The 21,514-nt window shown below is 61.0% G+C and carries 27 protein-coding genes and 2 pseudogenes; 20 read left to right on the top strand and 9 right to left on the bottom strand.

Translation table 11 applies throughout. The features are described 5' to 3' along the window. Positions 1-151: 151 nt before the first annotated feature. Positions 152-898, bottom strand: a complete 747-nt coding sequence (locus ACSQ3L_RS19755; RefSeq protein WP_436161470.1) for a 3-oxoacyl-ACP reductase family protein — start codon at positions 896-898, stop codon at positions 152-154. Between the two features lie 100 nt (positions 899-998). Between ACSQ3L_RS19755 and ACSQ3L_RS19750 the strand changes: the two genes are divergently transcribed. Continuing rightward, positions 999-1,613 (top strand): TetR/AcrR family transcriptional regulator, encoded by a 615-nt coding sequence (locus ACSQ3L_RS19750; RefSeq protein WP_436161469.1) that lies wholly within the window; start codon positions 999-1,001, stop codon positions 1,611-1,613. A gap of 55 nt (positions 1,614-1,668) precedes the next feature. Continuing rightward, entirely contained in the window at positions 1,669-2,064 is a 396-nt protein-coding gene (locus ACSQ3L_RS19745; protein ID WP_436161468.1) for a rhodanese-like domain-containing protein, read from the top strand. Between the two features lie 13 nt (positions 2,065-2,077). On the opposite strand, the gene ACSQ3L_RS19740 is transcribed toward ACSQ3L_RS19745, so the two are convergent. Beyond that, positions 2,078-2,983 (bottom strand): alpha/beta hydrolase, encoded by a 906-nt coding sequence (locus ACSQ3L_RS19740; protein WP_436161467.1) that lies wholly within the window; start codon positions 2,981-2,983, stop codon positions 2,078-2,080. 47 nt (positions 2,984-3,030) lie between these two features. Here ACSQ3L_RS19740 and ACSQ3L_RS19735 point away from each other — a divergent pair, with 47 nt between their 5' ends. After that, positions 3,031-3,483, top strand: a complete 453-nt coding sequence (locus ACSQ3L_RS19735; protein ID WP_436161466.1) for a MarR family winged helix-turn-helix transcriptional regulator — start codon at positions 3,031-3,033, stop codon at positions 3,481-3,483. Positions 3,484-3,657: 174 nt separating this feature from the next. Here ACSQ3L_RS19735 and ACSQ3L_RS19730 read toward each other — a convergent pair whose 3' ends face one another. Together ACSQ3L_RS19730 and ACSQ3L_RS19725 are read right to left on the bottom strand one after the other, a co-directional pair. Next, on the bottom strand, positions 3,658-4,269 hold the full coding sequence (locus ACSQ3L_RS19730; RefSeq protein ID WP_436161465.1) for a pyridoxamine 5'-phosphate oxidase family protein: 612 nt from the start codon (positions 4,267-4,269) through the stop codon (positions 3,658-3,660). 66 nt (positions 4,270-4,335) lie between these two features. Continuing rightward, positions 4,336-4,689: a gamma-butyrobetaine hydroxylase-like domain-containing protein gene (locus tag ACSQ3L_RS19725; RefSeq protein WP_436161464.1), complete on the bottom strand. Its 354-nt coding sequence runs from the start codon at positions 4,687-4,689 to the stop codon at positions 4,336-4,338. A 193-nt stretch (positions 4,690-4,882) separates the two neighbouring features. Between ACSQ3L_RS19725 and moaA the strand changes: the two genes are divergently transcribed. From moaA to ACSQ3L_RS19645, 16 genes and pseudogenes are all read left to right on the top strand, one after another. Then, positions 4,883-5,878, top strand: a complete 996-nt coding sequence (moaA, locus tag ACSQ3L_RS19720; protein ID WP_436161463.1) for a GTP 3',8-cyclase MoaA — start codon at positions 4,883-4,885, stop codon at positions 5,876-5,878. A gap of 105 nt (positions 5,879-5,983) precedes the next feature. Further along, on the top strand, positions 5,984-6,469 hold the full coding sequence (locus ACSQ3L_RS19715) for an N-acetyltransferase family protein (protein ID WP_436161462.1): 486 nt from the start codon (positions 5,984-5,986) through the stop codon (positions 6,467-6,469). 184 nt (positions 6,470-6,653) lie between these two features. After that, a complete protein-coding gene (locus tag ACSQ3L_RS19710) occupies positions 6,654-7,841 on the top strand; it encodes an ImmA/IrrE family metallo-endopeptidase (RefSeq protein ID WP_436161461.1) in 1,188 nt (395 codons plus the stop codon). Continuing rightward, positions 7,838-8,305 (top strand): PIN domain-containing protein, encoded by a 468-nt coding sequence (locus ACSQ3L_RS19705; protein ID WP_436161460.1) that lies wholly within the window; start codon positions 7,838-7,840, stop codon positions 8,303-8,305. Before ACSQ3L_RS19710 ends, ACSQ3L_RS19705 begins: the two co-directional genes overlap by 4 nt. Positions 8,306-8,365: 60 nt before the next feature. Further along, positions 8,366-8,527: pseudogene (locus ACSQ3L_RS19700) on the top strand (GTP 3',8-cyclase MoaA); the annotation flags it as partial. Positions 8,528-8,583: 56 nt separating this feature from the next. Beyond that, positions 8,584-9,057, top strand: a complete 474-nt coding sequence (locus ACSQ3L_RS19695; protein ID WP_436161459.1) for a hypothetical protein — start codon at positions 8,584-8,586, stop codon at positions 9,055-9,057. 137 nt (positions 9,058-9,194) lie between these two features. Continuing rightward, a complete protein-coding gene (locus tag ACSQ3L_RS19690) occupies positions 9,195-9,554 on the top strand; it encodes a hypothetical protein (RefSeq protein WP_436163487.1) in 360 nt (119 codons plus the stop codon). Positions 9,555-9,676: 122 nt separating this feature from the next. Beyond that, positions 9,677-10,598 (top strand): annotated as a pseudogene (locus tag ACSQ3L_RS19685) (DMT family transporter). A gap of 55 nt (positions 10,599-10,653) precedes the next feature. After that, the gene (gene mobA / locus ACSQ3L_RS19680; protein WP_436161458.1) at positions 10,654-11,280 is read left to right on the top strand and encodes a molybdenum cofactor guanylyltransferase MobA; all 627 of its coding nucleotides are present in this window, start codon (positions 10,654-10,656) and stop codon (positions 11,278-11,280) included. Then, the gene (gene mobB / locus ACSQ3L_RS19675; RefSeq protein ID WP_436161457.1) at positions 11,277-11,786 is read left to right on the top strand and encodes a molybdopterin-guanine dinucleotide biosynthesis protein B; all 510 of its coding nucleotides are present in this window, start codon (positions 11,277-11,279) and stop codon (positions 11,784-11,786) included. Before mobA ends, mobB begins: the two co-directional genes overlap by 4 nt. Positions 11,787-11,943: 157 nt before the next feature. Continuing rightward, complete coding sequence (locus ACSQ3L_RS19670) at positions 11,944-12,729, top strand: ABC transporter substrate-binding protein (protein WP_436161456.1); 786 nt, start codon at positions 11,944-11,946, stop codon at positions 12,727-12,729. Between the two features lie 80 nt (positions 12,730-12,809). Then, complete coding sequence (locus ACSQ3L_RS19665; RefSeq protein ID WP_436161455.1) at positions 12,810-13,529, top strand: ABC transporter permease; 720 nt, start codon at positions 12,810-12,812, stop codon at positions 13,527-13,529. Further along, a complete protein-coding gene (locus ACSQ3L_RS19660) occupies positions 13,526-14,347 on the top strand; it encodes an ABC transporter permease (protein WP_436161454.1) in 822 nt (273 codons plus the stop codon). Before ACSQ3L_RS19665 ends, ACSQ3L_RS19660 begins: the two co-directional genes overlap by 4 nt. 91 nt (positions 14,348-14,438) lie before the next feature. Continuing rightward, complete coding sequence (locus tag ACSQ3L_RS19655) at positions 14,439-15,323, top strand: NAD(P)-dependent oxidoreductase (RefSeq protein ID WP_436163486.1); 885 nt, start codon at positions 14,439-14,441, stop codon at positions 15,321-15,323. Between the two features lie 9 nt (positions 15,324-15,332). Beyond that, a complete protein-coding gene (locus ACSQ3L_RS19650; protein WP_436161453.1) occupies positions 15,333-16,037 on the top strand; it encodes a DNA alkylation repair protein in 705 nt (234 codons plus the stop codon). Next, positions 15,997-16,578, top strand: coding sequence for a GNAT family N-acetyltransferase (locus tag ACSQ3L_RS19645; protein ID WP_436161452.1), 582 nt, complete (start codon positions 15,997-15,999; stop codon positions 16,576-16,578). Before ACSQ3L_RS19650 ends, ACSQ3L_RS19645 begins: the two co-directional genes overlap by 41 nt. A 129-nt stretch (positions 16,579-16,707) precedes the next feature. Here ACSQ3L_RS19645 and ACSQ3L_RS19640 read toward each other — a convergent pair whose 3' ends face one another. Further along, entirely contained in the window at positions 16,708-18,063 is a 1,356-nt protein-coding gene (locus ACSQ3L_RS19640) for a hypothetical protein (protein ID WP_436161451.1), read from the bottom strand. Positions 18,064-18,392: 329 nt separating this feature from the next. On the opposite strand from ACSQ3L_RS19640, the gene ACSQ3L_RS19635 reads away from it, so the two are divergent. After that, positions 18,393-18,959, top strand: coding sequence for a DUF3299 domain-containing protein (locus ACSQ3L_RS19635; RefSeq protein WP_436161450.1), 567 nt, complete (start codon positions 18,393-18,395; stop codon positions 18,957-18,959). 21 nt (positions 18,960-18,980) lie between these two features. On the opposite strand, the gene ACSQ3L_RS19630 is transcribed toward ACSQ3L_RS19635, so the two are convergent. The 4 genes from ACSQ3L_RS19630 to ACSQ3L_RS19615 form a co-directional block, all read right to left on the bottom strand. Continuing rightward, positions 18,981-19,472 (bottom strand): Lrp/AsnC family transcriptional regulator, encoded by a 492-nt coding sequence (locus ACSQ3L_RS19630; RefSeq protein WP_006205209.1) that lies wholly within the window; start codon positions 19,470-19,472, stop codon positions 18,981-18,983. Between the two features lie 109 nt (positions 19,473-19,581). Further along, positions 19,582-20,262, bottom strand: coding sequence for a uracil-DNA glycosylase family protein (locus ACSQ3L_RS19625; RefSeq protein ID WP_436161449.1), 681 nt, complete (start codon positions 20,260-20,262; stop codon positions 19,582-19,584). Next, the gene (locus ACSQ3L_RS19620; RefSeq protein ID WP_436161448.1) at positions 20,202-20,813 is read right to left on the bottom strand and encodes a glutathione S-transferase; all 612 of its coding nucleotides are present in this window, start codon (positions 20,811-20,813) and stop codon (positions 20,202-20,204) included. The genes ACSQ3L_RS19625 and ACSQ3L_RS19620 overlap by 61 nt, the downstream gene beginning before the upstream one ends. Before the next feature lie 42 nt (positions 20,814-20,855). Beyond that, positions 20,856-21,476 (bottom strand): thermonuclease family protein, encoded by a 621-nt coding sequence (locus tag ACSQ3L_RS19615; RefSeq protein WP_436161447.1) that lies wholly within the window; start codon positions 21,474-21,476, stop codon positions 20,856-20,858. Positions 21,477-21,514: the final 38 nt, after the last annotated feature.

Below are 21,514 nucleotides of genomic sequence, written 5' to 3'. Positions count from 1 at the left end.
CCCCATGGCGGATGTAAGGCGCGACTATACCGATTCATACCGATTTCGTTAAGCTTTCATAAATTTTGGAACGCCTGTTGCAGAACGGTTTCACAACATCGTGACGGCTGGAGCGGAGGGTGTTTCCGTTCCAGCCGGAAAACTGTCGAGATCAGGCGTTGGCACCACCATCGATGGTCAGCGCGGCACCGGTGACGAAACGGCCTTCCGGTCCTGCCAGCCATGCGACCATGCCGGCAATGTCCTCGGCCTTGCCGAAGCGCGGCGTCGCCATCTTCCGGCGCTGATGCTCGGCATGCGGGCCGTCGGCCGGGTTCATGTCGGTGTCGGTCGAACCGGGATGAACGACATTGGCGGTGATGCCGCGCGGGCCGAGATCGCGCGCCAGCGCCTTGGTCAGGCCGACCAGCGCAGCCTTGCTGGCCGAATAGGCCGTGAGGCTGGTGTCGGTCGCCCGCTCGGCAAGATTGCTGCCGATCGAGATGATCCTGCCGCCCTCGCCCATATGGGCTGCCGCCGCCTTGGAAGCGATGAACGGGGCTCTGAGATTGACCTCCATGGTCTCGTCGAAATCCGCGAGCGACAGCGTATCGATGGGAGCGGCGCGCCAGATCCCGGCACTGTTGACCAGGATGTCCAGCCGGCCGAATGCGGTCGCGGCGTCATCGACGGCCTTGTCTATGGCCACTGCGTCGCGGTTGTCGGCCCTGATCGCGACGGCGCGACCACCCTTGGCCTCTATATCGGCGACCACCGAGCGGGCCAACTCCTCGCCATGCACATAGGTCAGCGCGACGCTGGCGCCATCGGCCGCGAGCCTCCGCGCAATCGCGGCACCGATACCGCGACTGCCGCCGGTGACGAGCGCGGCCTTGCCGCTCAATCTGCTGGATGACATCGAATTCTCCTTTTATGTAATGATCGATACATAAATATCTGCCAGCCTTGCCCGTCGGCGTCAACTGAATTATGTATCGATCAACACAGAAAAGAGCGTCATGTCGGAACGAGGCCGCCCCCGCACCTTCGATCGAACCGCAGCCCTGCGCCGCGCGATGCAGGTGTTTTGGGCTCGTGGTTACGAAGGCGCATCGATGAGCGAGCTGACCGCCGCCATGGGCATCAACTCGCCCAGCCTCTACGCCGCCTTCGGCAGCAAGCAGGCGCTGTTCCTGGAGGCGACGGATTTCTATTCACACACCGAGGGTGCCGACATCTGGCTGGCATTGGATGAGGCTCCGACGGCGCGGCAGGCGATCGAACAATTCCTGTGCCTGACGGCGAAAGCCTATGCGCAGAGCGATCGCCCGCAGGGTTGCCTGATCACGCTCGGAGCGCTGCATCAGGATTCGAGCCGTGGCGCGATCTGCGACGATCTGCGGCGCCGTCGCGCCGAAAACCACAGCGCCCTGCAAAAGCGTCTCGATCGCGGCGTTGCCGAAGGCGAATTGCCGGCGGATTTCGATGCCAGTGCCGCCGCGACTTTCTTCGCCACCGTTCAGCACGGCATGTCGATCCAGGCACGCGACGGTGCATCGCACGATTCCCTGCTGGCGACGGTGGCCGGGGCCATGGCGGCTTGGCGAACGATGGCCGGGACCAACGCGGCGTGACAAACGCCGGCTGGTGTGCTCGAAATTCGCCAGCAAAGCCGGGAGGGACGAGAGCGTGAAAAAGGGGTATCGCGAGCTGCTGGACGAGGCGAACGCCGAGATCGAGGTGGTTTCGCCGGAGGAAGCGGCCGGACTGCTCGACGATGAGGACACCATCTTCGTCGATCTGCGCGATCCCCGCGAAGTGGAGCGCGATGGCCGTATCCCAGGCGCCCAGCATGTTACCCGCGGCATGCTGGAATTCTGGATCGACCCAGAAAGCCCCTACCACAAGCCGTTCTTCGCCTCGGGAAAGAGCTTCGTCTTCTTCTGCGCCGGCGGCTGGCGCTCGGCTCTGGCCACCAAGACAGCGCAGGACATGGGGCTTTCGCCGGTCAAGCACATCCTTGGCGGCTACACCGCCTGGAAGGCGGCCGGATTGCCGGTCGAACCCGGCGAGAAGAAGAAATAACCTCGATCGCCGCTCAATGCAGCAGCGACGGCTCGTGCGTCACGAAGCCGACCGCGCGTTCGACCACACCCTTGTCGGCAAGAATGCGGCGGTGGCCGAGCCCGTCGGCCCAGTAGAGCCGCACATGACCGCCTGCGCCGGCATAGAGCCTTGCATGATCGGCCGAGACTTCGCGGTCGTCCGGTGCGTGGATGACCAGGGTCGGCACCGCAGCCTGGGCAAGCTGGCGATCGCCGGTGAATTCGTGCAGCGGCCGGCCGGAAAGATGTTCGACGCGGTCCGCCATGGCGGCTTGCGAGCGCGGGCCGACATTGAGCATGCGGCTGAAGTCGGCAAAGATCGCCGGCAGCGAACTTGGCGCCGCGATCAGCACCAGGCGTCCGGCAGCCAGCGGTGGAATGTTCTTGACCGAACCGGCGATGGCATTGGCGGCGACGGCGCCGCCGAAGGAATGGCCGACCGCCGCCACGAAAGGACCGAACCACTCGCCGGCGACCCGCACCGCATCGACGGCATTGACCATGTTCAAGCGCCGGCCCTGCGATTGGCCATGGCCAGGCAGGTCAAGCGAAACCACCCTGTAGCCGGCGGCGCGATAGCCTTCGATCAAGGCGCGCATATATTCGGTGCGCGAGCGCCAGCCATGGACGACGAGCACCGTGCCGGCGACGCCCCTGCCCGGCTCCGGCCGGAACTCATGCACCATGACGCAGCCGGTCGCGGTCTTCAGCCGGTGATGACGCGCCTCGGTCATGAACTCGGCCGCACGGTCGACAGCGCGGCGCTCGCCATTGCTGAGCGCCTTGACATTCGGGGTGCGGCAGAACAATTCGAACGCCGCGCGTCCGGTAAGCCGCGGCGCGACACGCTCTGCCGCACCAAACACGCCCCGGATGACCTTCAGCCCGAATGATGCCATAGTGAGAATCCATCCATACGTTCAAGCATGAACATAATAGTTCAAAGATGAACAATAAACAAGAGCTACCTTGGGACAACCCGCGTTTTCGCAACTGGGTCGCGGTGGCGCGCGCCTGCCATGTGCTGGAACGCACGCTGGCGGTGAAGCTGGCGCCCCTCGATTTGAAACCGGCGCAGCTCGACGTGCTGATGAACCTCTATCGCCATCCCGGCATGTCGCAGCACGACCTTGCCCGCAAGCTGCTCGTCGGCCGCTCCAATATCACCATGCTGTTGCCGCAGCTGGAAGTGCGCGGCCTGCTGCGCCGCGACGGTGATGAGAAGGACAAGCGCATCTTGCGTCTCGCCCTGACGGAAGCCGGCGAGGCGCTGCTGATGCAGGCGCTGAAAGTGCATATGGCGCTGATCGAGAAGGCGATGAGCCAGTCGACGCCGGAACAGTGTGACATGATTGGCGAGCAGATGCGCAAGATTTATGAGGTGCTGAAGGAAGCCTAGCATCAAGGTGTGCCGAGATTCAGGTCAGGATGCACCGAAAATGGCGGCTTCCGAGAACCGGAGCGGAGCGTACTTAAAGTACGTGAGCTCAGTTCTACTGCGTGGCAGTAGAACTAGGGAAGCGCAGGAGGCCGCCATTTGCAGGCCAGCCTCACCTGAATATCGGTACACCGGCTACCACATCGTCTTCTTCGCCCGTTCCGGCCATTCCTTGTCGTAGGTCTGGCCGTCGATGGTCTTGCGGCTGGTGATTTCCAGGATCTGTCCGGGCGTCGGCAGCGACTTCGGGTCGACATGCCTTGCCAGGTTCCAAAGCTCGGAGCGGACGATGGCGCGGGCGCATTGGAAATAGACCGAATCGATATCGACGACGGTCACCGATCGCGCCGCCTTGCCATCCACCATGAACGACGCGCACAGCGCTGTATCCGTGGTGATATGAGCGCGGCCGTTGATGCGCAAAGTCGTGCCGGAGCCCGGCACCAGAAACAGCAGGCCGACGCGCGGATCACGAATGATGTTTCTGAGCGAATCGGCGCGGTTGTTGCCGCGTCGATCCGGCATCATCAGGGTTTTCGGATCGTGGATGCGCACGAAGCCGGCGAGATCGCCGCGCGGCGAGCAATCCAGCCCTTCCGGCCCGCTGGTTGCCAGGGCGACGAAGGGCGAGGCTTCGATGAAAGCGGCGTATTCGGGAATGACGTGGTCGAGTTCCTTGACCAGCGAGGCCTCGCCTGGAACGCCGTAGAGCGCCTCGAGCTGCTCGACCGTGGTGATGACGGACATTTTCTTCGTCTCCAAACCCTTGCCGGCGCTACCCCACATCGATGACATCTTCACGACAGCGATGCCCTAGCGGTCCCGGCTCAAGCCCTTTTCCGCAAGCTCTGCGAGATAGGCGGCCCAGCGCGCATCCTTTTCGTGGCCGAGCGTGTGCAGGTAATTCCAGGTAAAAATACCGGTGTCGTGGAAATCGTCGAAGGTGATGCGCACGGCATAATTGCCGACCGGCTCGATCTTCAGGATCGCGACGTTGCGCTTGCCGGGAACCGTTACCCGCTGTTCGGGCGAATGGCCCTGCACTTCGGCCGATGGCGAGGCGACGCGCAAAAGCTCCGCCGGTAGTTCGAACGGCCGATGGTCGGGAAAGGTGACGGAAAGCAATTTGCGGTCCTTCGAGACCCTGAGTTCTTTCGGTGCGGTCATGCTGTTCGATCCTGTATCATCCACCCTTCCCTACGCCGCTTCGCCAAATGGGAAAAGACCTGACAAGGCCGACCGACATGCGATGTCGGCTGAGAGATGTTACCAAAGATCAACACCGGCTATCTTGAATGCTAGGCTGTATCGTATCACATAGCGGTATATAACGACGTCGTTCACGGGAAGCGCTTGAAGCATGGACATGATCGACCCCTTTGGTCGCACGATCAGCTATCTCAGAGTGTCGGTCACCGACCGCTGCGATTTCCGCTGCACCTATTGCATGGCCGAGGACATGGCCTTCCTGCCGAAGAAGGACCTGCTGTCGCTGGAAGAGCTCGACCGGCTATGCACGGTCTTCATCGAAAAAGGCGTCAGGAAGCTGCGCCTCACCGGCGGTGAGCCGTTGGTGCGCAAGAACATCATGCATCTGGTGCGCCAGCTGTCGCGGCATCTCGACAGCGGCGCGCTGGAAGAGTTGACACTGACAACCAACGGCTCGCAACTCTCGCGCTTTGCCGCCGAACTCGCCGATTGCGGCGTCAAGCGCATCAACGTGTCGCTCGATACGCTCGATGCCGACAAGTTTCACAAGATCACCCGTTGGGGTCATCTCGACAAGGTCATGCAAGGCATCGATGCCGCGCAGGCGGCCGGGCTCAAGGTCAAGCTCAACGCGGTGGCGCTGAAGGATTTCAACGACGCCGAACTGCCCGACATGATGCGCTGGGCGCATGGCCGCGGCATGGACCTGACGGTCATCGAAACCATGCCGATGGGCGAGATCGACGCCGACCGCACCGACCAGTACCTGCCGCTGTCGCTGCTTCGCGCGGCGCTGGAACGCCAGTTCACGCTGACAGACATCCCCTTTAAGACCGGCGGCCCGGCGCGCTACGTCCATGTCGCCGAGACCGGCGGACGCCTCGGCTTCATCACGCCGATGACGCATAATTTCTGCGAGAGCTGCAACCGAGTCCGGCTGACCTGCACCGGCACGCTCTATATGTGCCTCGGCCAGGAAGACGCAGCCGACCTACGCGCGCCCTTGCGTGCCTCGGAAGGCAACGAACTGGTCTCCGATGCCATCGACGAAGCGATCGGCCGTAAGCCCAAGGGCCATGACTTCATCATCGACCGCCGCACCAGCCGTCCGTCGGTCTCGCGCCACATGAGCGTCACTGGCGGCTGATTTTTTCGCAAAGTCGTGCAAGACTTGCCGTGCGGTCATGAGCGGTCCTTCGTTGACAGGAAAGTGTCAACGTAGCAGCCTCCTGTGCATTCAGGAGGCGTTTCGATGTCGGTAGAAGTGAAGGCCGCTTCGGAAGAAGACCTCGAAGCGCTCATTCGGCTCAATCAGGTAGTTCAGGATCTACACGCGGCGCTATATCCAGACGATTTCAAGCAGGCGACCGATCCGTTAAGTGTGAGGAGATTCTTCGCGGCGCGACTGGTTGGCCCGAAGAGGAAGATCGGTATCGCGAAGGCCAATCATGTGCCGGTCGGTTACGTGTGGTTTGAGGTGCAGGCGCGGCCGGAAACCCCTTTTACTCTTCCTCGGCCCCGCATCTATGTCCATCACATCTCGGTTGTGCCGGACGCTCGTCGTCGTGGAATTGCCACGGCTTTGATGCGCCATGTTGAACAGCAGGCTCTTTCCGAAGGTATCAACGAAATAGCTTTGGATACCTGGGTCGACAATCTGGACGCCCGACAGTTCTTTATCTCACAGGGCTTTGCTGTGTTGAACGTTGCGCTTCGAAAGAAGCTTGAAGGCAGCTAAGGGTCAGGTTTCACCACTGGGACCCCCTTTCCGAGCCGAGTGAAACCCGCGCAGAAAAAGTGCGATGCACAGCCACAGATAAGCCACGGCTGCCATAATTCAACGCAATTGAGAACTGACCCGCTTGGCCTATTTGCCGACGCAAGGTACGGTTCAATGTCAGAGAAAGCAGAAGAAGCAAGGAATGAGTAAGATCGTGCCATTGCCTGGCGTTCAACCGGCGCTCCTGAAATGGGCGCGGGAGTCGGCACACCTTTCTCTGGAGGAAGTTGCCGGACGGCTCAAGAAGGCGGTCGAGGAGATCGACGCTTGGGAGTCCGGAACTAACGCGCCGTCGTATGCACAGCTCGAAAAGCTGGCATACGAACTCTACAAACGGCCATTGGCTATCTTCTTTCTGCCCTCGCCGCCCGCAGAACCTAAGCCAGAAGCTGAGTTCCGCGCTCTGCCCGACACCGATCTGCGCCGCCTAAGCCGCGAGACCGTGTTCTTGATCCGACGCGCACGGGCCTATCAGGCGTCTCTTGTCGAGCTATTTGATGGGCGCTCCCCCATCGCTGAGCCCCTCTGGAGGCGCGTGGGCCTTGACGTCTCAAAGCCCATTGCACCGCAAGCAGCGGTGGTGCGCGCCTCGCTTGACGTTCCAGCGCCAGGTGCCAACGAGTGGGGCGCCGCCGATGGAGACGAGGCGTTGAAACTCTGGCGCAAGGCCATCGAGGCTGGTGGTGTTTTCGTTTTCAAAGACACCTTCAAGCAAAGGGAAATATCGGGCTTCTGTCTTGAGCATCCCGAATTGCCCGTGGTGATGATCAACAACAGCACCACCAAGACCCGGCAGATATTCAGTTTGCTGCATGAACTTGCCCATGTCCTGATCGGCTGGCGCGCGATCAGCACTTTCGATGATGCGTCCTTGAAGCGGCTACCGCTGGCCGAGCAGAGGATCGAGCGCTTTTGCAACCAGATCGCGGCAGAGATCTTGGTGCCTGCGCAAGATTTCGCTTTGCAGGTGGCCGGCCTCCCGCAAAATGTTGAGGCCCTCTCGTCGGATCGCTTCGCCGCGTTGGCCGCCCGCTATCGCGTCAGCCGCGAGGTCATTCTGCGGCGATTCCGCGATGCGGACCGCGTTAGCCAAGACTTCTATGAAAGGCGCAAGCTCGAGTGGGACGGCCAGAGGGTCGGAAAGGAAAGCTCCGGCGGGAGCTTCTATCTCACTAAGGGTGCCTATCTCAGCGAACGGCTTATGAGCGAAGTGTTCGCGCGCTATGGCCGTCGCCAGATAAGCGTAGATGAAGCCGCTGACTTCATCGGCGTGAAGCCCAAACAAGTCGATGAATTGGAGAGCCGGTTCCTCCGGGGCCTGGCGGCGTGATCTACGTCGTGGACACCAGCAGCTTTCGAGAGCTTGAGCGGTACTATCAAGACGTATTTCCCACTTTCTGGAAGCTGTTTCAGGCCGAGGTGGACGCAGGGGAGATTGTGTCCGTTCGTGAGGTGTGGCGCGAGCTTGAGGCCTGCCCCGAGACAAACGTCATCACGTGGGCCAAAGGTAATATAGGGTTATTCAAGCCGCCCACGGCAGCGGAGGCTGCATTCGTCGGGCAGATATTCTCCGTGCCCCATTTCGCACAATTGATCTCTGCCAAAGCACAAACGACCGGCCAGCCTGTCGCCGACCCTTTTCTAATTGCCGCCGCGCAGACGTGCAGCGGCTCTGTGGTGACACAAGAGCGGCTTAAGCCGAACGCTGCAAAGATCCCAAATGTTTGCGAGCATTTTGGAATTGCTTGTACGACCTTCGAGGGTTTCCTGAAGGCGAAAGGTTGGAGTTTCTGATTTTCGAAATGCCCTGGGAACGCCAAGGCAATCAAAATCGGGCACCTGTCCAAAGGATCATTACGTCTCGCGCTTTCGTGGCGCGCCTCCGAAGGTAACGAACTGGTCGCCGATGCGATTGACGAGGCGATCGGCCGTAAGCCCAAGGGCCATGACTTCATCATCGACCGCCGCACCAGCCGTCCGTCGGTCTCGCGCCACATGAGCGTCACCGGCGGCTGATTTTTTCGAAAAATCGTGCAAGACTTGCCGTGCGGTCATCGACTTCGGGGCAAGGCATGCGGCGGCTCTTTTCAATCGTAACGTCTTTCGCTGCGATCGTGGCATGCACCGCGATTGCCGCGCCGTTCACCTATGTGAACGAGCGCTTCGGCACCGTCTGCACTTTCCCCGACGAAATCTTCACCGATCGCCAGCCTGAGCCCGACAATGGCGACGGGCAGGTATGGCTGAGCGCCGACGGCGCCAGCCTGATCTGCTCCGGCATCCTCAACATCGACGACGATACGCCGAAAGGCTTTGTCGCAGCGGAGAAGGCGAGCAAGGCGCCGGGCTACAAGGTCACCTACAGCAAGGCCGGAAAGGACTGGGCGGTGCTGTCGGGCTTGAAGGATGGAAAGATCTTCTACGAGCGTCGGCTGTTCGGCGGGGATGGCGTCATCCGTACGGTCTGGATCGACTACCCGCCGGCCTTGAAGTCGAAATACGACCCGCTGGTCGGCGCCATCGCCGGCAGTCTCAAAGGGCCGTGAGAGTTTTGGGGGACCATGAGCATTTTCAGCCACACCGCGAACAAATCCTTATCCGCAATGGTCACCTGATTTACCGGGCGCCCGTTCCGGCCTAGCGTTCGCGCTGGGACGGTTTTCATCCAACGGGGGAATACATGATGCGCAAACTTGCTCTTTCTCTGGCACTGCTTGGCCTCGCGGTCGTGCCCGCTGCGGCCCAGTCGATCGGCGGCACCTATACGGTCGCCGGCACCAACTTCGACGGCTCTGCCTATGGCGGCGAGGCGACCATCGCGCTGACCAGCGGAACGACCTGCACCATTCACTGGGAGACGGGCGGCTCATCTTCCGACGGCATCTGTATGCGCAACGATGACGCCTTCTCCGCCGGCTATGTCATGGATGAGGATATCGGCCTTGTGGTCTACAAGATGATGGGCGATGGCTCGCTGCACGGTCTGTGGACGATCGCCGGCAAGGAAGGCAATGGCAACGAGGTGCTGACGCCGAAGAAGTAAGTTCCGCCGCCATTGCAGGCGACATTCTGGGCCACAAACACGGCTGTGGCCCAGCCCTTTGCTGTTGCTGTTTCATGCCTGGCTGTTACAGGCTTGCTGCAAAGCAGAACCGGTAGCCCGTCTTGCCCCTGTCTCCAAATCTTCGCGGCGCGTTGTTCATGGTGGTGGCGATGGCCGGCTTCTGCCTCAACGACGCCATCACCAAATACTCGTCGCAATCGATGAACATGGCACAGGTCATGTTGATCCGTGGGGCTTTTGCTTCGCTTTTCGTCGGCTTGCTCGCCTGGCAGCGCGGCGCTCTCGCCCGCCCAGGCTCGATGCTGCAGCCTCTGGTGGCCTTGCGCGTGGTCAGCGAGGCCGGTGCCACTGTGAGTTTCCTCGTCGCCCTCGCCCATTTGCCGATCGCTAATGTTTCGGCGGTGCTGCAGGCGCTGCCGCTGGCGGTGACGATGGGGGCCGCACTTGTCTTCGGCGAGGCTGTCGGCTGGCGCCGCTGGCTGGCCATCGCCATCGGATTTGCCGGTGTGCTGATCATCGTGCGGCCTGGCTTCGAAGGTTTCAGCATCTACTCGCTGGCGGCGCTGGCCAGCGAGTAGATGCTGCGCGGTTCGCGACCTTGCCACCAAGCGGATTCCCAAGGCCATTCCGACATTGCTGGTGTCGACCGCGACCGCGCTTGCCATGACAATCGTCGGCGCGGCACTGTTGCCGCCGATGGGCGGCTGGACACCGATGACGGGCAACAGCACGGCCCTGTTGGCCCTGGCCGCGGTGCTGGTGCTCATCGGCTACCAATTCATCATCATGGCGATGCGGGCCGGCGACATCTCCTTCATTGCGCCGTTCCGCTACACAGCGCTTATCTGGTCGATCCTGCTTGGCCTGTTCATCTTCGCCGACATTCCCGATCTGCCGATGATCGTCGGCGCGACCATCATCATCGGCTCCGGTCTCTATGCGCTCTACCGCGAGCGGATCGTCGGTCGGCGAAAGATCGTCGCCGAAAGCACCGGACCCACCATGGTGCCGGACGGAATCTAGCCAGGTCATTGAAGGTTCTTGTGATTTCCGATGGCTGGCGTACAGGCTTCGTGGCATGAAGCGAGACATTGCGGGGATCATTCTGGCCGGCGGCCAGTCGAGACGGATGGGCGGCGGCGACAAAAGCCTGTTGCCGCTGGGCAGCGGCAGCGTACTTGACCAACTCGTGTCGCGCTTTGCCCCGCAGGTCGAATTGCTGGCGCTCAGCGCCAATGGCGATCCGGCGCGGTTCTCGCGCTTTGGACTGCCGGTGCTTGCCGACACGGTGACCGGCTTTGCCGGCCCGCTTGCCGGGATCCTGACCGGCCTCGAGTGGGCCGTTGCCAACACGGCCTGCAAGGCGATCGTCAGCGCTGCCGGCGACACGCCCTTCCTGCCGCTGGACCTTGTGGCACGGCTGGCGGCGGCCGCCGATCGCCATCCCGATTCGATTGCCGTTGCCTGCTCGGCCGGCAAGCGGCACCCGACCTTCGCGCTCTGGCCGCTCGCCTGCCGTGATGCCTTGCGGTATTTTCTGGTCGATGAAGATATAAGGCGGGTGTCGGCTTTCATCGATCGGCACGGTTGTGTCGAAGTGGAGTTCCCGGTTCCGCAATCGGCGGGGGTCGACCCCTTCTTCAACATCAACGAGCCCGATGATCTTGTCTCTGCCGAGCGGCTGTTGCAGAGCATGAAGCCATGAACAAACGTGTTTTCGGCATCACCGGCTGGAAGAACTCCGGCAAGACGACACTGACCGAAAAGCTGGTCGCCGAGCTTGTCCGGCGCGGCTGGAAAGTCTCGACAGTGAAACACGCCCATCATGATTTCGACATCGACAAGCCGGGTGCCGACAGTTTTCGCCACCGCCAGGCCGGCGCCACCGAAGTCGCGATCGTCTCCGGTGTTCGCTGGGCGTTGATGCACGAACTGCGTGGTGAGGATGAGCCGACGCTGAAGGCTGTCCTGTCACGGCTTGCGCCTTGCGATCTGGTGCTGGTCGAGGGCTACAAGCGCGAAGCCCACCGCAAGATCGAAACCCGCCGGCTGGAAGCGAAGGACCGCACGCCGCTCTCGGCAGGAGATCCCAACATCGTCGCCGTCGCCGCCGATTTTGCGGCCGAAGGCGAAGCCCTGCCGGTATTCGATCTTGACGATGCAAAGTCGATAGCCGACTTCATCGAGCGCACCACCGGGCTCGTTGCTTGAGCGTTGACGCAGCGGCAGAATAGGCTTGCCCATTTTTGTGGTTTTGCAGTTGCTTTTTTCTTGGAAAGAGTGGGAGTATCGCGCCAGCGGGCGGTCAAAAGCACCGCCCCACAGAGCCGTTCGGAACGACGGCCGGGACCATAAAGAGAGGACCATTATGCGTATTTCACTGCGTATCGCGCTTGCCGCATCGGCCGCGCTGCTGACGCTCGGCGTCGCCCAGGCCCAGGAAAAGACCCTGAGGATCGGCACCGAAGGCGCCTACCCGCCATTCAACAACCTCACCGCCGACGGTCAGCTCGTCGGCTTCGACATCGACATCGCCAAGGCGCTTTGCGATGAGATGAAGGTCAAGTGCACCTTCGTCGCCCAGGATTGGGACGGCATCATTCCCGCCCTACAGGCCGGCAAGTTCGACGCCATCGTCGCCTCGATGTCGATCACGCCCGAGCGCAAGGAGAAGGTCGACTTCTCGAACAAATACTACAACACGCCGTCGGCGCTCGCCGTGCCGAAGGACAGCACGCTGAAAGGCGTGACCAAGGAAGACCTCGCCGGCAAGACCATCGGCGTCGCCACCACGACCACGCATTTCAACTATGCCTCGAAGACCTACACCGACAGCACCGTCAAGGGCTATCCGAGCAGCCCCGAGGAGCAGGCCGATCTTGCCAATGGCCGTCTCGACGCCATCGAGGACGACATCGTCGTGCTGCAGCAGTGGCTGGATTCGCCTGATGGCGCTTGCTGCAAGATCCTCGGCCAGCCTTCGCCGCAACCGGTCGAGATCTTCGGGCCAGGTGCCGGCATTGCCGTGCGCAAGGGCGAGACCGACCTGGTCAACAAGCTCAACTCGGCCATCGACGCCATCCGCGCCAATGGAAAATACAAGGAAATTAACGACAAGTACTTCAAGTTCGACGTCTACGGCGCCGAGTCCTGATAGACAGGATCAAGACGGCGGGGAATTTCCCCGCCGTCTTTCTATTCGTTTCGGGAACGCCGTGGAGATAAGACCTGTCGATGCCAGCCCAAAGCATATGGACACTTCTCAGTTGGGGACCCGAAGGCTGGCTTGACGATATCGCCTATGGCGCGCTGATCACCGTTGCGCTTGCGCTGGCCACGCTGCCTATCGGCTTGACGATCGGCTTTTTCATTGCACTGGCCAAACAGTCCGAAGAGCCGTCGCTGCGCCTTGCCGCCAACATCTACACCACGGTCTTTCGCGGCCTGCCGGAGCTGGTGACGCTTTTCCTGTTTTTCTTCGGCATGCCGATCCTGCTGCAGCATCTAGTCCGGTATTTCCGGCCGGACGCCACCATCGACGTCAACAGCTTCGTCGCCGGCATGATCGTGCTTGCGCTGATCTTCTCGTCCTATGCCAGTGAGGTTTTTCTGTCCGCCTTCCGCGCCATTCCCAAAGGCCAATATGAGGGCGGCTACGCAATCGGGCTTTCCAACTGGCTGACCATGCGCAAGGTGATCGTGCCGCAGCTGCTGCGCATCGCGTTCCCCGGCCTGGAGAACTGCTGGCTCAGCCTGCTCAAGGACACGTCGCTGGTATCGGTCGTCGGCCTGGCCGAGACGCTGCGCAATGCCAGCATCGCCGCCCGCGTCACCAAACACGCCTTCCTGTTCTTCGGCGTCGCCTCCCTGGTCTTTCTTGGCCTGGCCGTCGTGTCTTCCTTCGCCACCAGCGCCATTCTGCGCTCGCTTGGCAGGCGGGAGGCGCAGCGATGAGCGCCACAGCCACAATGGTCGAACGGCCCCCGCCACAGGCGCGGGGTTGGCCGCGCAGGCGTGTCGCCGGTTATGCGCTGGTCTGCCTGTGGATTTTATTCGGCCTCGGCATCGTCAGCTATCTCTTCCTTGCCTGGAATCCCGATTTCTTCGCCAAATATGCGCCGGCCTATTTGCGAGGGCTTGGGGTAACGCTGTCGCTGGTTTCCATATCGATGGTGCTCGGCGCGATGCTGTCGGTGCCTGTCGCCTTTGGACGCATGTCCAGCAACCGGATCCTGTCCGGCCTCGCCTATTGCTACGTCTATTTCTTCCGCGGCACGCCGCTGCTGGTCCAGACCTATCTCGTCTACTACGGATTGGGCTCGTTCCGCGTCGAACTCCAGTCGGTTGGCCTCTGGGATTTTTTCAAGGACGCGTTCAATTGCGGCGTCTTTGCCTTTGCGCTCAACACCGCTGCCTATCAGGCTGAAATCCTGCGCGGCGCCATAGAAAGCGTGCCAAGAGGGCAATGGGAAGGAGCGGCCTCGCTTGGCCTGCACAAATTGCAGACCTTGCGAAAGATCATCCTGCCGCAAGCCTTGATCGTCGCCTTGCGGCCCTATGGCAACGAACTGATCCTAATGGTCAAGGCGTCCGCCATCGTCGCCATCATCACGGTCTATGATCTGATGGGCAATGCAAAGCTCGCCTTCGCCAACTCCTTCGACATTCAGGCCTATATCTGGGTCGCCCTCGTCTATCTGGTAATGGTCGAGATCCTGCGCCATGGCATTGAATGGATCGAGCGCCGGATCACCATTCACCTGAAACGCTGACCGTGTTCAATTCGGCTGCACCAGCCGATCTGGCCACACGCGTCTTGACGAATTGAGCGCAGGGCCTAGAGGTCTCGCGGCAAATTCCATTCTGAAGGGCAAGCTCATGGCATCTGTGGCATTTCTCGGTCTTGGCGTGATGGGCTATCCGATGGCCGGGCACTTGAAGAACAAGGGCGGGCATGACGTCACCGTCTACAACCGCACCAAGGCCAAGGCCGAGCAGTGGGTTGGCCAGCACGGCGGCAGCCTTGCCGCGACGCCGGCGCAAGCAGCCGAAGGCAAAGACTTTGTCTTCTCCTGCGTCGGCAATGACGACGATCTGCGTTCGGTGACGACGGGTCCGGGAGGAGCCTTCAAATCGATGAAGAAAGGTTCGATCTTCATCGACAATACGACGGCCTCGGCCGAGGTCGCGCGCGAGCTGGCTGCAGCAGCTGAAGCCGCCGGGTTTTCGTTCCTCGATGCACCGGTCTCCGGCGGCCAGGCAGGTGCCGAGAACGGCGTGCTGACCGTCATGGTCGGTGGCGAGCAGGCGGCATTCGACAAGGCCAGGCCTGTCATCGATGCCTTTGCCCGCATGGTCGGCCTGATGGGGTCGGCCGGCGCCGGCCAGCTCACCAAGATGATCAACCAGATCACCATCGCCGGCCTCGTCCAGGGTCTGGCCGAAGGCATCCATTTCGGCAAGAAGGCGGGGCTCGACATCGAGAAGGTGATCGAGGTCATCTCCAAGGGCGCCGCAGGCTCCTGGCAGATGGAGAACCGCCACAAGACGATGAACGCCGGCAAATATGATTTCGGCTTCGCCGTCGACTGGATGCGCAAGGACCTCGGCATCTGCCTGGCTGAAGCCGACCGCAATGGCGCCAGATTGCCGGTCACCGCGCTTGTCGACCAGTTCTACAAGGACGTGCAGGCGATGGGCGGCAAGCGCTGGGACACGTCCTCACTGCTCGCGCGTCTCGAAAAATAGGTTGCTGCGGTGACGGAGCTCTCGCCTCAATCCAGTGCCGAGGAAATTGTCGCCCACCTACGCGCCATCGGCTCGCAGGAGAACCGCCTCGGCATGTTGCGCTACGGCATCAAGATCGACCGCGCCCTTGGCATCTCGCACGGCGTGCAGCGGCAGATCGCCAGGAAGATCAAACGCAACCACGAGCGCGCCTTCGAGCTATGGGACACCGGCATCATGGAGGCGCAGTTCATCGCTTCCGTCACGGCTGACCCGCAGCGGTTTTCTACTGAAGATGCAAGGAGATGGGCAGCGAGCTTCGATTCCTGGGATATCGTCGATGGCGTCTCGGATCTCTTCGTCGACACGGACGCCTGGAAGGAACTGATCGCCGAATTCGCGGCCGACGAGCGGGAATTCGTTCGGCGCACGGCCTTTGCCATGATGGCCTGGTCTGTCGTTCATCGGAAGAAAGAGCCGGAGGCGACCTTCCTCGCCTTCCTGCCGATCATCGAAGCGCATGCCACCGACAGCCGCAATTTCGTGAAGAAAGCCGTAAACTGGGCGCTTCGGTCGATCGGCAAACGATCGATGGCTATGCATAGCGCTGCCCTTGCTGTCGCTGAACGGCTGGCGCAGTCGGCCGACAGGACGGCGCGCTGGATCGGCAAGGATGCAGTGAGGGAGCTGACCAATGCCAAGACGCTCGCGCGGATTGCCGCCAGGAAAGGCTGACGGCGCGGAAATTCGCTTCTCGGCGGTGACGCGATCGACACGCGCCGATTTCGAAAACCTGTTCGAACAGCCGGGCGGGCCGAAATATTGCTGGTGCATGGCCTGGCGCAACCTTCCCAGCCGCGAGCATGTCCCGAACGACGAGAAGAAACGGGCCATCATTTCGCTCATCGAGGCCGATACACCCGTCGGCATCCTCGCCCGCGTTGAAGGCAAAACGGTCGGCTGGTGCTCGGTTGCGCCGCGCGAGACCTATCGTCGGCTTTCCCGGCAACAGGACGACAGCGAGACAGGCGTGTGGTCGATCGTCTGCTTCTATGTGCCGAGAGCCTTGCGCGGCGGTGGATTGGCGTCGGCGCTGCTTGCCGCGGCCATCGACTACGCCTTCGCCAAGGGCGCCAGCACGATCGAGGCTTACCCGGTCGACCAGGCGTCACCGAGCTACAGCTTCATGGGTTTTCGCGATATGTTTGCGGCCCGCGGCTTCCGCGAGATCGGCATGGCCGGTTCTCGCCGACATGTGATGCGGCTCGAGCGTTGACGCTGGAGTGAGACGCGCTCGAATTGAGAGCGCCTTCGTCCCATTTGGCGGCCTCTTCGGCCCCCGATGATTTCAGGGCTGCAAAATGCTTCAGGCCCAGTGCATTACTGGGCGCTGCCGTGGAGGGGGCTATCGGTGCAAGTCGCGAAGGCCGAGTTCTTTCCATATCCATTCGAAACTGTAGGTGGCCATGGGATGGTTGGGATCTGGTTGTTTGGCCGTCTGGTTTTCGAGATATTTTAGCCAGTCGGCCGTCTTTTGCCGGCCGGCCGGGGTCCTGGCGGCTTGACGCGGTGTTTTGTTACCCAACATTGCGACCGGTTGGTCGAGAGTATCCAGATAATGCCGATCCAAGAACTGGTGAATGGTCTCTTCGGCGATTTCCGACGAAATGCTCGATGACGGCGTTTGGGTATGTCTGCCTGGCCGCTCGGCCATCATCTGTTCGACAGTGCGGATTTCTGTAAGGGGCGTCCGCACAAGATCGCCGAGGACCTGGCGGATCAGGTCCGTCCCATTTTTCGCACGCGCTGCGGAATTGGTGGACAAATGCAGGAAGCGGTCCTTCAGCTCGGCATTGCCTATCACATTCGAACCACTGTCCATCAGGGTGTCGACTGTGGTTGCCCCCGCCGTTTTTGGCTTGTCTCTACCTTGCGGCACCTCTTCCATCCAGCTCCAGAATTTCTCGCTTTCCTGCAACATGCCCGGAATTCTGCTCAGCCGGGAAGCGATGTCCTGAGGTGCCACGCCGGACGCCAAGGGAAAACGGACATTGTGGAAAACGATCTCGTCGCCGTCATTGTTTTGCAGCAATGGCCCGCGCATCACCCTGTCGAGGGTGTCAAACAACCATGACAGAGTGAATAATGATGCCATCGCCTGCAGTTCTTCATCATTCAACGCAGGTAGCTTTTTTGTTTTTTTCTTGCCGAATGTGGTTCGCAGGCCGTCGAACAATGACTCGGTAGCCTGCGGGGTGAACGGCAAAACGCCGCCCGCAAGGATGTTCTTGCCCATGACAGGTACGATCCGCGCGGCGATCCTGTCCCATTGTTTCAGCGTCTTGGTGGCGGTGCCCTCGCTAACGGTGACCGGCTCGCCTCCACGGATAAGGTCGCGCGCCACAAGGGATTGCCCCGGCACCACATTACTGACCTCATACAAGCTCATGACGGAGGTCCGCAGCGCCAGCATATAGGCCCTGGATTGCGCGCTTTCCTTCCAACCCCGGCGCTTGACATAATCATCGACGATATTTGCGGGCTGGCCATCGAACTCCTGAGTCAGGAAATCCTCGAAGGCACAGCCCCATAGGGTCATTGCCCAATCGTCGCTGACGATTCCGGCGAGGTCTTCGAATTCCATCTCGCAAGCTTCGAGAACCGGGCCGAAATGATCGTCGAAAACCTCGTTGAAACATCCTTGCCATTCGTCCCGGCCAAGAAATTTCATCAGCCCACTGAGATCATGGCCGGTTGGCATGGTGCTTCTCCATGTCTGGTGATAGCGACGACGGACGCCATCGGTTTGTAGGCATTGCAATGCTATTTTCTGCTCCGCTGTCGCGATCGGGCAAGACAATTTCGGCGGTTTCCCAACGTTTTGTTCGTATCTAACTTCCCGCGAGGATCATCGATCGCCATTCGGTGTACCGGGGCCGGTGGTGCGCCACTCGATCACACCGATCGAATTGCGTGCAAGAGCGAAAGTGTGCATTCACAGTGCGGATTAATCCGACATCTGCAAGAAGTGCTCTTGAATCACGACGGTGTGACTCGATTCAGGCGGCAGACTGGCCAAGAATGGAGCTCATGAATAACCGCCTTAAGTTAGTTGCCATCCTGGCTGTGGCGTTTGGTGTTTCCATCGGCCAAGTCTCGGCCGAAACCGCGCATATATTCTGGAAGGATCTGCGCCCGGCTACGCAATCCGCCGCCGAAAACGTCGGGCTGCCGATGATCGCGGCAAAATTGCCCGACCATGGCGAGACGTTGTCCCTCAACCTGCAGGACAAAAGCATTCAGTTGGCCGGCTATGCATTGCCGGTCGATCGCGACGGTGATCTTGTCTATCAGTTCCTGCTGGTGCCGTGGACGGGTGCCTGCAGCCACATGCCGACGCCGCCGCCCAACCAGATCGTCCTGGTCACGCCGGCTCACCCCTACAAGATGTCGGAAGCTTATCAGCCGGTCGCCGTCACCGGGGCACTGAAGCCGGACATGGAGAAGAGCCAGCTGTTCATCCTCGATGGCGTCAGCGTCATCCAGTCAGGCTACAGTGTGCGCAAGGCAGACGTGGTCGCTGTCGGCAGCGTGCCGGACACCGTCACGCTGCCGGTCAACTCGCCCTGGAGTTTCCTCAACAAAAAGAAGAACTAAGCGGGAGAACTTTGCGCAAGCTCAGGCAGCGTTGGCACCCGATTCCTTGTCCAGCACCATGTAGTCGAGCGGGATTTCGGTCGTGTACTTGATCTGCTCCATGGCGAAGGACGACGACACGTCGCGAATCTCGATCTTGGCGATCAAACGCTTGTAGAAGGCGTCGTAGGCGGCGATGTCGGGCACCACGACGCGCAGGAGATAGTCGACGTCGCCGCTCATGCGGTAGAACTCGACCACCTCGGGAAACTCCTGGATGACTTCCGAGAAACGCCGCAGCCATTCATGGCTGTGCGAATTGGTGCGGATCGACACAAAGACGGTGACGCGCACATTGACCTTTTCATGGTCGAGAATGGCGACGCGCCGCTTGATGACGCCCTCCTCCTCGAGCTTCTGGATGCGCCGCCAGCAAGGCGTCGTCGACAGCCCGACTTTCTTGGCGACGTCGGCGACCGCGAGTGTCGCGTCCTCCTGCAAGAGGCGGAGAATTTTTCTATCAAGGCGGTCCATTTTTGGCTCCCTCGGGGAATAGATTGGCTATACTCGGCCTTATCATGGCCTTTAACAAGAAAGAAATTCTGCCAATCAGCCAAAAAGCGAGTGATTTCTTGCTGAAAGATCAATCGAGGCGATAGCGGATTTCCGAGCGCAGAAAAGGCAGCAAATCCATTTCAAACCATGGATTCTTCTTCAGCCAGCCCGTGTTGCGCCACGAGGGATGCGGTAGCGGCAGCACTTTCGGACCGACGGAATTCTCCCAGATGGAGCGCCAGTCCATCACCGTTTCCGTCAGCGAGGGCCGGCGCGCCGCACCCATGTGCCAGGACTGCGCATAGATGCCGATCGTCAGCACCAGGTCGATCCGCGGCATCAAGGCCATCAAGGGCGCGCGCCAGGCCGGCGCGCATTCGCGCCTCGGCGGCAGGTCCCCGCCCTTGGCATCCTGGCCGGGAAAGCAGAAGCCCATCGGCACGATGGCGAATTTTTCGATGTCGTAGAATTCGTCGCACGTCACATCAAGCCAACTGCGCAAGCGATCGCCGGAGGCATCGGTGAACGGCATGCCCGATAGATGCACCTTAGTGCCTGGTGCCTGGCTGGCGATCAGGATACGAGCGCTGGACGAGGGTCGCAGCACCGGTCGCGGCTCATGCGGCAAAGACTTGCCGACCGGGTTTTCCACGCAGATGCGGCAAGCGCGGACCGTGGCGGTGAAGCGTTCGAGTTCGGCAGTCATTCTCAAGCTGATGCGCTTGGCCGGCTGGAGACGGCCTGGTGCCAGCGCAACACATTCGCGCATTCATCCGGCACCTTGATGCGCGCCGGCTTCATGAAGTCGACGGCGATCAGGCCGGTGATGTCGGCGATCGAATAGCTGTCGCCGGCGATGAACTCCCGGCTGCCGAGCTCATCGTCCAGCAGCCGGAGGAACGCCACGGCCTTCGGCTTGTTGGCCTCGCCCCATTCGGGGACCTGCGGGATTTCCCATTCCTTCATCGCCGGATGGATGTGACGGAAGGCCTGCGTGACGCAGCTGAGCAGATTGAATTCCATCCGTCTCTGCCACATCTCGACCTGCGCTTTGCCGAGTGCTCCGCGTCCGAACAAAGCGGGCTCCGGATGCAGCTCCTCGAAATAACGGCAGATGGCGACGGATTCGGTGATGATGGTGCCGTCGTCGAGTTCCAGCACCGGCAGACGTTGCAGGGGGTTGCGCGAGCTGACCGCCTGTTGCCTGTGCTCCAGCGCACCCATATCGACGGGCACTTGTGGAACCTCGATGCCTTTCTCGGCCAGGAAAACGCGGACCCGCCTTGGGTTGGGCGCCCGGCCACCGTCGAAGAGCTTCATCTCCATCCTCCGTTCGTTCGCGGTTCAATCACAGGATGCGCTTCACCAGAAGCGAAAAATTTCGCGCACGGCATCGCCGATTGACGCCAGCGTACCATGCTTTCTCTCGACGACTTCGCCGTGATGGCTGTCGCGCCAGTCCTGCGGCTGGTCAAACGTACCGGCCCAGATGCCGGCCTTTCCGGCACGCGCCGTGGCTTCTTCGCTCTCGAAGTCGCCGAAGGCAACCGCCCAGCCCGCCTCGACCTGCGCCCGATTGAGATCCTTGCCGCCGGCGGTGCAGTCGCCAAGCAGCCGGCCATAGCGGTCACGCTGCCAGCCGGCACAGGAGACGGGCTTGCCGGCGATCAAGCGAACGAGCGACTGACGCGCGAGCGTGCCGCAGGGATAGTCGGCGCCGTTCTTGCGGCAGGTCTGGGTATATTCCGGCGCATCGATGCCGCGCATGCGGATGCGCTCGCTGCCAAGCGTGATCGAATCGCCGTCGTTGACGACAGCCATGCCTTGCGTCTTGCGGGTTTCCACCCGGTCGAGGCGGGCCGCCAGCAGGATCAACAACCCGAGAATGATGACCGCAAGACCGTAATCCACCAGCCGGCGCCACAGGCTTCGGGGTGGCGCGACATATGGCCGGCGCCGCCTCGGCGACCACGAACGGCTCATATGGCAAACGGTTGGTTAATCATTCGAACGTAGCTTAA

The organism is Mesorhizobium sp. LjRoot246 (assembly GCF_964254115.1).
In the GTDB taxonomy this organism is placed as follows: Bacteria; Pseudomonadota; Alphaproteobacteria; order Rhizobiales; family Rhizobiaceae; genus Mesorhizobium.
This window is presented reverse-complemented; position numbering and strand designations above follow the sequence as displayed.

Excerpts from the sequence above, each read along its gene's own strand:
- ACSQ3L_RS19690 (WP_436163487.1), top strand. The coding sequence starts at position 9,195 with ATGCGCAAACTTGCTCTTTCTCTGGCACTGCTTGGCCTCGCGGTCGTG.
- mobA (WP_436161458.1), top strand. The coding sequence starts at position 10,654 with ATGAAGCGAGACATTGCGGGGATCATTCTGGCCGGCGGCCAGTCGAGA.
- ACSQ3L_RS19735 (WP_436161466.1), top strand. The coding sequence starts at position 3,031 with ATGAACAATAAACAAGAGCTACCTTGGGACAACCCGCGTTTTCGCAAC.
- ACSQ3L_RS19625 (WP_436161449.1), bottom strand. The coding sequence starts at position 20,262 with ATGCGCGAATGTGTTGCGCTGGCACCAGGCCGTCTCCAGCCGGCCAAG.
- ACSQ3L_RS19635 (WP_436161450.1), top strand. The coding sequence starts at position 18,393 with ATGAATAACCGCCTTAAGTTAGTTGCCATCCTGGCTGTGGCGTTTGGT.
- ACSQ3L_RS19630 (WP_006205209.1), bottom strand. The coding sequence starts at position 19,472 with ATGGACCGCCTTGATAGAAAAATTCTCCGCCTCTTGCAGGAGGACGCG.
- ACSQ3L_RS19640 (WP_436161451.1), bottom strand. The coding sequence starts at position 18,063 with ATGCCAACCGGCCATGATCTCAGTGGGCTGATGAAATTTCTTGGCCGG.
- ACSQ3L_RS19670 (WP_436161456.1), top strand. The coding sequence starts at position 11,944 with ATGCGTATTTCACTGCGTATCGCGCTTGCCGCATCGGCCGCGCTGCTG.
- ACSQ3L_RS19730 (WP_436161465.1), bottom strand. The coding sequence starts at position 4,269 with ATGTCCGTCATCACCACGGTCGAGCAGCTCGAGGCGCTCTACGGCGTT.
- ACSQ3L_RS19665 (WP_436161455.1), top strand. The coding sequence starts at position 12,810 with ATGCCAGCCCAAAGCATATGGACACTTCTCAGTTGGGGACCCGAAGGC.
- ACSQ3L_RS19715 (WP_436161462.1), top strand. The coding sequence starts at position 5,984 with ATGTCGGTAGAAGTGAAGGCCGCTTCGGAAGAAGACCTCGAAGCGCTC.
- ACSQ3L_RS19620 (WP_436161448.1), bottom strand. The coding sequence starts at position 20,813 with ATGAAGCTCTTCGACGGTGGCCGGGCGCCCAACCCAAGGCGGGTCCGC.
- ACSQ3L_RS19750 (WP_436161469.1), top strand. The coding sequence starts at position 999 with ATGTCGGAACGAGGCCGCCCCCGCACCTTCGATCGAACCGCAGCCCTG.
- ACSQ3L_RS19615 (WP_436161447.1), bottom strand. The coding sequence starts at position 21,476 with ATGAGCCGTTCGTGGTCGCCGAGGCGGCGCCGGCCATATGTCGCGCCA.
- ACSQ3L_RS19710 (WP_436161461.1), top strand. The coding sequence starts at position 6,654 with ATGAGTAAGATCGTGCCATTGCCTGGCGTTCAACCGGCGCTCCTGAAA.
- ACSQ3L_RS19645 (WP_436161452.1), top strand. The coding sequence starts at position 15,997 with ATGCCAAGACGCTCGCGCGGATTGCCGCCAGGAAAGGCTGACGGCGCG.
- ACSQ3L_RS19755 (WP_436161470.1), bottom strand. The coding sequence starts at position 898 with ATGTCATCCAGCAGATTGAGCGGCAAGGCCGCGCTCGTCACCGGCGGC.
- ACSQ3L_RS19695 (WP_436161459.1), top strand. The coding sequence starts at position 8,584 with ATGCGGCGGCTCTTTTCAATCGTAACGTCTTTCGCTGCGATCGTGGCA.
- ACSQ3L_RS19725 (WP_436161464.1), bottom strand. The coding sequence starts at position 4,689 with ATGACCGCACCGAAAGAACTCAGGGTCTCGAAGGACCGCAAATTGCTT.
- ACSQ3L_RS19660 (WP_436161454.1), top strand. The coding sequence starts at position 13,526 with ATGAGCGCCACAGCCACAATGGTCGAACGGCCCCCGCCACAGGCGCGG.
- moaA (WP_436161463.1), top strand. The coding sequence starts at position 4,883 with ATGGACATGATCGACCCCTTTGGTCGCACGATCAGCTATCTCAGAGTG.
- ACSQ3L_RS19740 (WP_436161467.1), bottom strand. The coding sequence starts at position 2,983 with ATGGCATCATTCGGGCTGAAGGTCATCCGGGGCGTGTTTGGTGCGGCA.
- mobB (WP_436161457.1), top strand. The coding sequence starts at position 11,277 with ATGAACAAACGTGTTTTCGGCATCACCGGCTGGAAGAACTCCGGCAAG.